The 12,330-nt window shown below is 47.0% G+C and carries 10 protein-coding genes and 1 other annotated feature; of the genes, 8 read left to right on the top strand and 2 right to left on the bottom strand.

Annotation, left to right across the window (positions count from 1 at the left end; all coding sequences use genetic code 11):
* Positions 1-2: 2 nt before the first annotated feature.
* From thiI to AB3114_RS03960, 8 genes are all read left to right on the top strand, one after another.
* Entirely contained in the window at positions 3-1,220 is a 1,218-nt protein-coding gene (gene thiI, locus AB3114_RS03995; RefSeq protein WP_367341976.1) for a tRNA uracil 4-sulfurtransferase ThiI, read from the top strand.
* Between the two features lie 109 nt (positions 1,221-1,329).
* On the top strand, positions 1,330-1,824 hold the full coding sequence (tpx, locus tag AB3114_RS03990) for a thiol peroxidase (RefSeq protein WP_367341975.1): 495 nt from the start codon (positions 1,330-1,332) through the stop codon (positions 1,822-1,824).
* A gap of 38 nt (positions 1,825-1,862) precedes the next feature.
* Positions 1,863-2,081, top strand: a binding site (T-box leader).
* Positions 2,082-2,148: 67 nt separating this feature from the next.
* Positions 2,149-4,806 carry a valine--tRNA ligase gene (locus AB3114_RS03985; protein WP_367341974.1) on the top strand — a complete coding sequence of 886 codons (2,658 nt, stop codon included), beginning with the start codon at positions 2,149-2,151 and terminating at the stop codon, positions 4,804-4,806.
* 221 nt (positions 4,807-5,027) lie between these two features.
* The gene (locus AB3114_RS03980; RefSeq protein ID WP_367341973.1) at positions 5,028-5,267 is read left to right on the top strand and encodes a hypothetical protein; all 240 of its coding nucleotides are present in this window, start codon (positions 5,028-5,030) and stop codon (positions 5,265-5,267) included.
* 63 nt (positions 5,268-5,330) lie between these two features.
* A complete protein-coding gene (locus AB3114_RS03975) occupies positions 5,331-6,875 on the top strand; it encodes a glycosyltransferase (protein ID WP_367341972.1) in 1,545 nt (514 codons plus the stop codon).
* 184 nt (positions 6,876-7,059) lie between these two features.
* A complete protein-coding gene (locus tag AB3114_RS03970) occupies positions 7,060-8,385 on the top strand; it encodes a glycosyltransferase (RefSeq protein ID WP_367341971.1) in 1,326 nt (441 codons plus the stop codon).
* Between the two features lie 23 nt (positions 8,386-8,408).
* Positions 8,409-9,206, top strand: coding sequence for a tyrosine-protein phosphatase (locus AB3114_RS03965; RefSeq protein ID WP_367341970.1), 798 nt, complete (start codon positions 8,409-8,411; stop codon positions 9,204-9,206).
* Between the two features lie 197 nt (positions 9,207-9,403).
* Positions 9,404-10,792 (top strand): DUF2325 domain-containing protein, encoded by a 1,389-nt coding sequence (locus tag AB3114_RS03960; RefSeq protein ID WP_367341969.1) that lies wholly within the window; start codon positions 9,404-9,406, stop codon positions 10,790-10,792.
* 73 nt (positions 10,793-10,865) lie between these two features.
* Here the strand turns inward: AB3114_RS03960 and AB3114_RS03955 are convergent, their stop codons facing one another.
* Positions 10,866-12,029 carry an MFS transporter gene (locus tag AB3114_RS03955; RefSeq protein ID WP_367341968.1) on the bottom strand — a complete coding sequence of 388 codons (1,164 nt, stop codon included), beginning with the start codon at positions 12,027-12,029 and terminating at the stop codon, positions 10,866-10,868.
* 15 nt (positions 12,030-12,044) lie between these two features.
* Positions 12,045-12,302 (bottom strand): hypothetical protein, encoded by a 258-nt coding sequence (locus tag AB3114_RS03950; RefSeq protein WP_367341967.1) that lies wholly within the window; start codon positions 12,300-12,302, stop codon positions 12,045-12,047.
* Positions 12,303-12,330 lie beyond the last annotated feature (28 nt).

Genomic DNA, 12,330 nt, shown 5'->3' with positions numbered 1-12,330 from the left:
CCATGCATTACGATGAGATCATGGTTCGCTATGGGGAGCTATCGACAAAGGGCCGCAACCGAAAGTCATTCATCGATCGCCTAGGCTCTAATATTCGGGAAGCACTCCATGATTTTGCGGACCTGGAAATTCATCCTGGACCGGCGCGGACGCATATCATTTTAAATGGTGACGATGACGAAGCTGTGATGAAACGGCTGAAGAACGTCTTCGGGATTCAGAGCTTTTCACCGGTGTTGAAGGTTGATCGTGATTTTGACGCTGTCAGCGCTGCTGCTAAAGAACTGATGACGGCGTTGGTCAAAAAGCCAACGACTTTTAAGATTCAGACCCGCCGGGCAGATAAAAAATTCCCAATCGATACTTTCACGATGAATGATCGCCTCGGCGGTTTTTTGTTGGATAATTTTGATCAATTGACGGTCGACGTCCACCATCCCGACATCGAGATGCGGGTCGAAATCCGCCGTGACGGGATTTACCTGTCGTGTGAGACTATTCCGGGTGCCGGGGGCCTTCCCGTTGGCACGGCCGGCAAGGGGATGATGATGCTGTCTGGCGGAATCGATTCGCCTGTTGCAGCCTACCTGGCAATGAAGCGGGGCGTTTCCCTGGAAATGGTTCATTTTTACAGTCCGCCATACACTTCGGAACAGGCACTGGCTAAGGCAAAGGAACTGACTGCTAAATTAGCCCAGTACTGTGGCTCCATCAAATTCATCCAGGTGCCATTCACCGAATCCCAAGAAGACATCAAGGAGAAGGTACCAGAAGGCTACTTGATGACTGTTCAACGGCGGATGATGCTGCGGCTAGCTGTTGCTTTAGCGCACCGCCGCCGTGGTCTCGCCATCTTTAACGGTGAGTCGCTCGGCCAGGTGGCTTCACAGACCATGCAGTCTATGCGGGCTATCGAAGATGTCACCACGCTTCCCGTACTGCGTCCAGTTTTGAGTTATGACAAGAATGAGATCATCAAGATTGCTAAGCAGCTGGGGACTTATGATCTTTCCATTCTACCGTACGAGGACTGTTGCACGGTCTTCACGCCGCCACGTCCGAAGACGAAACCACGCGTTGATCGTTCGAGGGAATGCGAGGAGAAGATCGACGTCCATGGCCTGATGGAACGGGCTTTGAAGGGCATTAAGATTACCACGATTCACCCCGGTGATGAGTTCTTAAACCAGAACGAAGACGTTTTTGCGGAATTGCTCTAATTTGCTAAACTGACCACGTCAGTCGGTTCGATTTATGTTATTCTTAACATAATCAAAATGCCGGTGGCAAAAGAGTCGCCACGTTGCTAGTTTGAAAGGAGCGTTTGTCGTGCAAGTAACAATTGAAGGAAAGCCGTATCAACTTGTGGGAGATTTGCCAGAAGTTGGCGTTGATATCCCTCACTTCAAGTTGTTTGATAAAAAAGATCAACGGGTAAAGACCCGCGAATTTTTCGGGAAAGTTACCCTGTTCAGCGTTGTACCCGATATCAATACTTCCGTCTGCAGTATTCAGACCCGGAAATTCAACCGGGCAATGGAAGACTACCCGCAGGTTAACTTCATTACCGTATCAACCAATACCGTTGCCGAACAGCGGGGCTGGTGTGCTGCCCAGGGCTTGGATAACATCCGGCTTTTGTCAGACGCAGAACAGTCCTTTGGCTACGCCCTCAAGGTTCTGATTCCAGATACTGGGACACTGGCTCGCTCCATTTTCATCATGGACGAAGACGGCAAGATCCGTTATGAACAACTGGTTCCTGAAGAAACAGAAGAACCAGACTACTTAGCTGCTTTGAATGCCTTGAAAAAGTTGTTGTAAGGCTTGACGTCTTATTGAAAAGAAAGTACACTAATTTCAATTAAGCAACGACCGAGAGAGTACGATCAAGTTTGTGCTACAGCGAGCACTCGTTAGATGAAAGGAGTGCCACTAACTTGTTTGGAAAGTAGCTCGCGAGCTGATCTGCTGAATCCAGTAGGCAGGTCCGGAGATTCTACTCCGTTAACAAGTGACTTAAGCGAGGTTCCGTGATGGAGCCTAAGTTAGGTGGTACCGCGAGCAAGCTCGTCCTATTTGTTAGGACGAGCTTTTTTGTTAGTCTGCCGATTTTCCAAGTCACTAGTCATTGAGGAGGTTTTTTGTATGGTAGAAAAAAAGCAAATGTCTACCAAGTACGACCCGACAGCAGTCGAAAAGGGCCGCTACCAATGGTGGATTGACAATGGCTTCTTTAAGCCAAGTGGTGACAAAAAAGCACATCCTTATTCAATCGTGATTCCGCCGCCGAATGTTACCGGCAAGCTCCACCTGGGGCATGCATGGGACACCACGCTGCAAGACATCATTATTCGTCGCAAGCGGATGCAGGGTTATGACACCCTCTGGGTACCGGGGATGGACCACGCCGGAATTGCTACCCAGGCGAAGGTTGAAGCACGTCTGCGTGAAAAAGGTATTTCTCGTTACGATCTCGGTCGTGAAAAGTTTGTTAAGCAGGTCTGGGATTGGAAAGACGAATATGCCGACATCATTCACAAACAATGGGCTAAGATGGGTATTTCCGTCGACTACGATCGGGAACGCTTCACTCTGGATAAAGGCTTGAACAAGGCCGTTCGGAAGGTCTTTGTTGATCTTTACAAGAAGGGCCTGATTTACCGGGCTACCTACATCATTAACTGGGATCCGCAAGCTCGTACCGCTCTGTCCGACATCGAAGTTGAACACAAGGACGACAAGGGTGCTTTCTATCACGTGAAGTACCCATTCACGGACGGCACGAAGTTCAACGGCAAGGATTACATCGAAATTGCCACGACTCGTCCGGAAACGATGTTCGGTGACGAAGCCGTTGCTGTTAACCCGCATGACGAACGTTACAAGGCCATCGTCGGCAAGCACATCAAAGTGCCGTTAGTTAACCGCGAAGTCGAAATCATCGCCGACGACTACGTTAAGACCGACTTCGGGACCGGGATGGTTAAGATTACCCCAGCTCACGACCCGAACGACTTCCTGGTTGGTAAGCGTCACGACCTGCCTGAATTGAACACCTTTAATGAAGACGCCACTCTAAACGAGAACGCTGGCAAGTACCAGGGGATGGACCGTTTCGAAGCCCGGAAAGCCATCGTTGCTGACCTGAAGAAGGAAGGTTACCTGCTGAAGGTTGACCCAATCGTCCACTCTGTCGGTCACTCCCAACGGACCGGTGTGCAGGTTGAAGCCCGGCTTTCGACCCAGTGGTTTGTTAAGATGAAGCCACTGGCCGAAGCAGCTTTGAAGAACCAGGATGGTCCGGATGCCGTTAACTTTGTACCAAAGCGTTTCGAACACACCTTCAAGCAGTGGATGGAAAATTGCCACGACTGGGTTATCTCCCGTCAGCTCTGGTGGGGGCACCAGATTCCGGCTTGGTACAACAAGAAGACCGGCAAAGTTTACGTCGGCATGGAAGCACCGAAGGACGAAGAAAACTGGACGCGTGATTCTGATGTGCTGGACACCTGGTTCAGTTCAGCCCTCTGGCCATTCTCCACGATGGGCTGGCCAGATACGGATTCAGCTGACTTTAAGCGCTACTTCCCAACTACGACCCTGGTTACCGGCTATGACATTATCTTCTTCTGGGTTGCCCGGATGATTTTCCAGAGTCTGGAATTCACCGGCAAGGCACCGTTCCGCAACGTTATCCTGCACGGCCTGATTCGTGACGAACAGGGACGAAAGATGTCCAAGTCACTGGGTAATGGGATTGACCCAATGGACGTTATCAAGAAGTACGGGGTTGACGCATTACGTTGGTTCCTGATTTCTGGGTCCACGCCAGGCCAAGACATCCGCTTCTCCTATAAGAAGATGGACGCTGCTTGGAACTTCATCAACAAGATCTGGAACGCTAGTCGCTACGTGATCATGAACCTGGACGAAAACACCAAGCCACAGCTTCCTGACTCTAGCAAGTGGAATCTGACCGACCGCTGGATTTTGTCGAAACTCAACGCCAGGATCAAGCGGGTTAACTACCAATTAGAGAAGTTTGAGTTTGGTGAAGCTGGCCGGGCTATGTACAACTTTATCTGGAACGACCTCTGTGACTGGTACATCGAACTGACCAAGGAAACCCTGAATAACGGAACGGACGAAGAAAAGGCAGATACGCGTGACATCCTGGCCTACGTCCTCGACCAAACCCTGCGCCTGATTCACCCGGTAATGCCGTTTGTTACCGAAGAACTCTGGCAAGACATGCCGCACAAGGGTAAGTCGATCATGGTCAGCCAATATCCTAAAGAAAATGCTGACTTCGACAATCAAGACGCCGAAGAACAGATGGATCGGCTGATCGAACTGATCACGGCTGTCCGGAACATCCGGAGTGAAGCTAATGCTCCACTGTCCAAGCCGGTTGAATTGATGATCAAGCCGGCTAATGATCAGATTAAGAAGATCTTTGCGGATAACGAAGACTACATCAACCGCTTCTGCAATGCTTCTGACATCAAGTTGGATGAAGATCTGCAAGCACCAAAGCTGGCAATGAGTGCAGTGATCACTAACGCCGAAGTCTACATCCCAATGCAAGAACTCGTCGACATGGATGAGGAACGTGCCCGGATGAAGAAAGAAATTAAGAAACTCGAAGCTGAAGTTACCCGTTCCCAAAAGAAATTGGGTAACGAGAAGTTCGTCAACAACGCACCGGCTAAGGTTGTCGACGCCGAGAAGCAGAAGGCTGCTGATTGGCAGGATAAGCTGGATGCGGCTAAGGAACGGCTGGCTTCGTTGAGTGAAAACTAAGGTTAAGACGGCTAGGTGGTAGAGGCCTCCCCTTTCCGTAAGACACAAGATGCCTTTAGTGTCCGGTTTTTCCGAATGCTAAAGGCTATTTTTGTATCGTCGGTTACCGATCTATGAAACTATGTTACGATGACTTTTTATCAAAAAATTGATAATTGCTTTCCTGAGAGCTGATTAAACATGTTATACTCAGTGAGTAAATTACTTCTGAGGAGATTACCATGACCAGTAAAAAAGAGCGTCATTCAAATGAATTTTCCACTGCCAAAGAACACCATTATCTTAATTCTAAGCATCATGAAGTTCGTGGGTATTCTTCGGCAGAAGTAGCAGCTATGCGTCGACAAGCTGAATCGATCATTAATCTAACTAAAGCGATGGGAATTCACGCTTGTGCTGATAAGGGGGCTAGTAAAAGTCGCAATGAAGCTGGCCAGGTCAAAAATGTCCGCCAAAAGTAAGGGTGGTCATGGATCCCAGAGACGAGTTCCAAACACTGAAATGCATTTAAACGAGGCTATTTCATGATTTACTTTATTAACTTTAATCTTTCCGAACAAAAATCGGGCATTGAACACACAGAATTAAAACGGATTAAGCTTTTTAAAGCACACCATGTTCCTGCAAAAATTATTACACGCGAATGGTCAGCCACTTTTCACCAAGTTGTGGCTCAGTCAGGCTTAAGCAGCGATGACGTACTAAGCATGTTTGATTATTACCAGGACCGGGAAAAAGAGGAAACCAAACACCTGACCATCGATGATTTGGATTTGGGCTATCCTAACGTCAATGTCCAAGAAGAAAAGGTCAATAACCGCTACCTAGTGAATGCTCCGGATGGTCATTTCCTGTGCCGGGTTAACTATGATGCCAATGATGACAAGCGGGTGATCAGCACAGAAATGTTTGACTGCTTCGGCAACCTCTACTGTGTTAATAATTATGATAGTCGCGGCTTTAAATCAGAAATTGATTGGTATTCACCAGACAATAAGGTGGAGCGTAAGGAATGGATTGGTAAAAATGGTCAAGTCGTGATTCAACAGTTTTTCCAATTTGACATCCATGGTCAGCTCGGGGAGACGGGATGGATGTTGCGCGACCGCGAAGGCAAAGTATTTACTTTCAATACCTTACGTGAATTGTTCCAAAAATTTCTCGACGACGTCAACGCTCAAGGCAAGAATATCTTTGTGCTAGATCGCTCATTGTTAGCTGATGACGTCATTTTAGCTCTCAAACGTCCAGCTTACTTAGTATTCCATCTGCACAATTCCCAGGGGGCTGATGCCCAGGATGAAATGCATTCGGTTTTGAATGACAATTACGAGTATGGGCTGTACAACATCGATCGTTACGATGCTATTATTTCTGCGACACCGAACCAAACTGAAGACGTTCGCAGGCGCTTTAATCCGCAACATGCGCATCTCTTTACGATTCCTGTGGGGATCGTCCCCGATGAGCAATTACAGGCTCCACGAGTCCCTGAGTCAAAGAGAACTTTTGGTAAAGTGATCATTGCTGCCCGTATTTCCACTGAGAAGCAGATGCCTAAGATCGTCCACGCAATTGCAAAAGTGCATCGGCGAGTGCCAGAGGTCACGTTTGACATCTGGGGCTACACTAATTCCACTAAGGAAAAGGAAGCTATCAAACAAGCTGCTCAGAATGGTGGGATTGCTGATGCAGTGACGATTAAGGGCTATTCCGAAGATATCGGCAGAGTCTACGATGACGCCCAAATCTTTGCGCTCGCTTCCACAATGGAGGGCTTCAATTTAGCAATTATGGAGGCAAGTTCGCATGGTGTCGTTGGTGTTACCTACGATACCAACTACGGCCCAAATTCAATTATCGAAAACGGCAAAAACGGTTATGTCGTTCCTTACAATGACGAAGATGCGATGGCAGATCGAATCACCAAATTGCTAAAGGAACCGGAATTGCTCCAGCAGATGAGTAACAATGCTTATCAGATGTCTAATCGTTATTCCAGTGATAGCGTTTGGCAAGCATGGCAAAAATTGCTTGATGATGCTAAGAAGCAGTTAGGAGAGGACTAAGATGAACTACATACTCAGCAATAACGTTTTTACTTTTAATAACGGGCCTGAGTTCTCCACTTTTGAACGTCTTAAAGCACTGAATGAGAATGGCATTCCGGTCAAGCTGCTACTGAAGGATTATTCTAGTGACCTGTCTCATAACTTAGCCAGTCACCACATTGACAGCCAATGCGTCATCAATATGTATGACTACTTTCAAGGACAGATTAACCACCCAGTGAAACCGGTCAATGTTCATTACTTGCCGTCGTTTCCTTTCGATACTTACCACTTAAAGGGACTAGACAATAACAAAGCTGCTTTTGAATATTATGGCAACCGCAAGGGAATTTTAAATTATATGCCAAGTGAGGTCACGAAGGTTGGTAAAATTGATTACTATGACAAGCTCGGTCATATTGTTGTTAGTGAACAGTGGGATTCACGTGGCTTTGCCAGTCGCCAGGATGCTTACCATATTGATGGATCCTTGGGCGCTTCACGCTATTTACGCCCGGATGGATCAACCGCTATTCTGGTCACTTATATGAATAAAAATGGCCAAGTTGGCCCGACCATGTGGAAATTAATGTCTTATAAGGGTCGGGACTGGGTATTTAACAGTGAAGAAGCACTCTTCTCCTTCTTTTTAAATGAAATTAACCAAAAAGAGCGTGGCAATTTTATTACCGAACGTCGTGGGATGGATCAGTTTGCACTTGCAGTAAATAATCCGCTGTCTAGAATTGCAGTTGTCCATTCCGTTCCAGTGAAAAATCCCAAAAATATTGAAAAATCGCCGTTGTTAGCAGGAGAAGAAACACTGTTTGATCCTCACAGACGCATGCCCGTTCATTTTAACCATATTGTCTTTGCCACGGACGAACAGCGTCAGGATTTTGAAAAACGGTTTGGCAGGAACCTGCCTCAGACTTCTTTTGATGTTGCTGCTGATTCTTACGTTCAGCTGCACCAAGGACACGGTGATAGTGCTTATCCAACTATTGTCTACCGCGGGATGCTGGGACGAACTAAAAAAACGGGGGACTTGATCCGTGCTTTTCATCATGTCGCCAAGCAAGATAAGGCGGTGCATTTCAAACTACAGGGCTATTTTGAAAACTCACAACAAGAAAAAGAAATCAAAGAACTCTTGAAAAAAACCGGGTTACAAGATAAAGTAAAAATTGTGCCTTACGAGCCATATGATTCTCAATTCTTCCAGGATGCTTCTTTATTCGTCAACCCAACGGGCAGTGAAGCCTTTGGGATGAATGCACTGGAAGCGATGGCCTCTGGCGTTCCGGTAGTAACGTTTGATGTACCGTATATTGCGAATAATTTGGTCAGGAATCAGATCAATGGTGTTTTGGTAAAGAAACATAATCCGCGAGACTTAGCCTCCGCGGCAGTGATCCTGCTCAATGATAAGGAAAAAATGGAAAAATTGTCTGCTGGAGCAAATGATACAGCCAGACAATATACTGAAAGCCGTTTAGTGGCTGATTGGCAAAAAATTTTGCGCTAATAATATGAAATGGAGTGATTGAAGTGACAGTTGACTTACTTAACCATATTTTGCCATTAATAGATGATGGCCCGACAGATACGGATCAGGCTACCGAAATGGTAAAACAGGCAGCAAAAGAAGGAGTTACTGTCATACTTGCTACTCCGCATGCTGGGGATGACCGTTTTTCATTTAAGCCCAAAGGGGCTGCTGAGGTGGGTCAAGGTCTGAACAAGTTGCTTGATCAGCAAGGACTGAAAATGAAAATTTTTGTGTCAGCCGTCAACAGGATTAACACTCATTTGATTGACAAACTGCATGAACAACAACTGGTGTATGCCGACGAAGGTAAGAAGTACTTGTTGGTTGAACTGAGCGATCGGGGTGTTTCTGGCTATGCCGATCAGGTGATGGGTGATCTTTTTGATGCTGGCATTATTCCGGTGTTATGCCATCCCGAACGTAACCAATCTTTGATGGAGCACAGTGAGCTTTTAAATAAGTGGGCTGAACATGGTTGCATGTTGATGATTTCTGCATCTGCTTACACTGGTTATTATGGTGATGATGCACGCTCTGCTAGTCGGCAGTTAATTACCAACGGGATGGCTTACTTCCTGGGTTCCGATGCTCATGATGCAAGTGATGGTCCACGGGGCAATCATCTTGGTGAAGCTTATCAACAACTCCTTAGTGAATATGGGGAAGATAAAGCTGCCGAATTTGATCAAAACGCCCGTGACCTGGTCAATGGTTACCGTATTCGCCAGCACCGAATTAAAGCCAATCGGAAACCCGGTTCGTTGGGGTTAGCCATTAAGACAATGTTGAAGTTCTAAATTATTTGACTTGCTAGACCTCAGTTTTGATCGTTGCAAATATGGAGTCTTTAGCCTAAGTCCTAAAAAGGAAACGTGTGAAGTTTTGACTAACTTCTAACATGTTTCCTTTTTTGTTTAGAATATCTCCATCATTTTTATACGGTTATATGCTAATAACTGTTACAATTAATAATGACCGATTATATGCAGAAAGGATGATTGAAATGTATGATTACCGGCATGAATTGTTGGAAATTCTCCGGCATACAACGAGTGACTCAGCCAGTTTGAGCCAAACTCAACGCAGTCTGACCACGATCTTACGACTGCTCAACGAATTACAACCGTTTGATGATCGTGAACATGTGCAGCTACCACAAAATGAACATTATCGTGATTCACGCAGCTATAGTAATAGTCATAGTAAAGGTGGCCATGACCATCACAACCGTCATTTTCGGATGCGTCAACGCTACCGTGGACCACACCCAATTGATTCGGATGCACCTTCAATGATGACGCATGAATTAGACAAAGCGGCGAGTGAAGCCATGCCTAGCAGCGTTAGCGGTGACTTTGCCTCTTTATTGAACCGTTCTTTGTCCAACGCCGCTGATCAGCAGCCGACGGAAGCACTGGATGACATTGACATCGACGCACGCCTGCATGCCCAAGCTGAAAAGGAACACCCGCACCGTCCAGAACCACTGACGGAAGCAGAGTTAGCTGCCAAACATCACTACGTTGTTCATCGCAAGCTGAGTGGGGCGCTGATCAACCACCAGTACTATCCAGAAAGTGTTTTGCATGAATTGCCATTTGAGCTAAGTGATGGTGATGTCGTTGCGGCTGCACCAGCTCATGGCAACGAATTACCAGAGATTAAAGAGATTACCGATGATCACTTGCCACGGCAGGTGCAGGCAATTAACGTCATCCGCCACGCGATTTTGAAATCTGTCAATGGAACTAAGATGCTGCAGATTGAAGGGACTCGTGATGGTCATAGTGTTCTCGATAATGAACCTGGTGCGAACATCCTGATTGACCCGAAGCACTACGCCAACCGCAACCTCAAGCCGGGAATGGAAATTGACTATGCTTATTACGATCACGGCAATGCTTTGCGTGATGCCAAGTCGGGCACGATTCGCTGGGTCTATGAGGAGACGGCTGATAATCAAGCCGACAGTTCAGCGGCTACTGCTCATCGTTCCGCTAAGGCTACAGCAAAACCGCAGACGGCCAAGCATCATAGCAAACCTTCGCCAATCGTTGTCAGCGATGATTTTGATCTCAAACAGCGTAAGGTTTTGGTAATCAGCGCCAAACCAAAGCAAAAAGATGAGCTCAAATCAGCGGTGAATGAACACCACGGCATTTACTACCGGCTAGACGCTTCCCAGTCACAAAACGTCACGTCCAGTAAGCTGAAGCAGGCGATTCGCCAAGCTGACTTGGTGATTGTTTGCCAGGATGGCATCGACAAGAAGACGTCGGAATTGGCTGAACGTCATTCCCAGAAATATGACAAGAAGTTCGCTCTGTCGTCCGCTTCTGATAAGCGGGCTCTTAGCCATGCACTGGCCAGAGCAATTGCTTAATAAAACAAAATCCAGCGCTTTCTGAGATGAAGGTGCTGGATTTATTTTGTTATTAGGGCGGAAATACTGTAATTTAGTTATTGCTTTGGTAATGCCGGTGCAAATTAAAGATGAGGATAGTCGTCAGCAGGCCATAGACAGCCCCGACAAAGCCTAAGTTGGCGACGCCGGTAAAGTTGACGGCTAATGATGCACTCAGTGACCCTAAAGAAATCCCGATGTTAGCGAAAATAGAGTTTAAAGATGAAGCCAGGTCAAGGGATTGCGGATATTTGTGTTCAGCAATGTCGAGAAACATTAGCTGGGTGGAAGCACCATAGCATGAGAAAGTTACACAAAGTAAAGCGATGATGACGACACCCAGCCACCGGAAATGCAGCATTGGGGATAAGGCAATGTAAAGAATCGTCATGATGACGTAGATAGTCGGCAGACGGCGGATGCCCCCATGGTCAGCAACGAAGCCACCGAATTTGTTGCCGATAATGAACACGATCCCTTGGGCGAAGAGCAACCAGTTTAACCAGGTGTTGTCAAAACCCATCACGTTGGTAATCATCGGTCGGATGTAGGTGTAGATGCTGTAGTCCGCTGCGCAAACGGTGATGACGAAGATCACTCCGGTGATAATTCGCCGATCCTGGAAGAGGGTGAACTGTTTAGCAAAAGAGCTCTTGACCTGTGGAGTGTCGCGCGGCACCAACCAGAGCAACGCCAGAAAAACGATGATGGTCAAAACCGTAATCATCCAGAAACTATCGTGCCAGGAAAAGGTGGTCGAGATGACGGTTCCGATGGGGATGCCGATGACGGAGGCAATGCTGAAACCGGCGAAAACCCAGGATAGCAGGCTGGCACGTTTATTGCGGGGCGCAACGTAGTTAGCCATCACGAGGACCAGCGAAATGATTGCTCCGGCCACTGTGGCAGTGAGGATCCGTGATAAGAGCAGTGACAGGTAATCATGGGAAAGCGCGGTCCAGGTATTACCGATAAAGAAGATAATCATCAGGACTAAGAGGACGTGGTGTCTGCGCCAGCGGTTAGCCAGTGAGGTAATCAGTGGGGTGGAGATCGCGTAGACAAAAGCGAAGACGGTAACCAGCAAACCCAGCTGAGATAGTGAGTTACCAAATTCGTGCGAGATATCCGGCAGCACCCCCACGATCATGTATTCGTTACAGCCAAGCATGAAGGCAACAAAGACAAAAAGAATTGATTGCAGTCGATATTTCATGGTGTTGTCGATGGTCTAGCGGCCATCTTTCTCCTTTCTAGTACGATTGAGCCATTGGTCGAGGAAAGTCTTGAGGGCAACGACGTCACTCCGTTGCAAAGCAAAAGTGTTGTTAAATTGACGGCCGTCGCGGTCATCATTGGTCAATAAAATATTAAGTTGGTCTTCACAGGTATCTGGGATGATGCTCAGTTCATTGCGACAATTATCATCACGATCTTCACCATCATAGCTTTCGTGAAACCAGCTATGATCGACCTCTGTTTTGTGCATTTCTCTCATCCTCCTTTATTACCTCATC

Origin of the sequence: Limosilactobacillus sp. (genome assembly GCF_040772465.1) — a bacterium.
Lineage (GTDB): Bacteria > Bacillota > Bacilli > Lactobacillales > Lactobacillaceae > Limosilactobacillus.
Note: the sequence above shows the minus strand (reverse complement) of the source record. Positions and strands in the feature narration are given on the sequence as shown.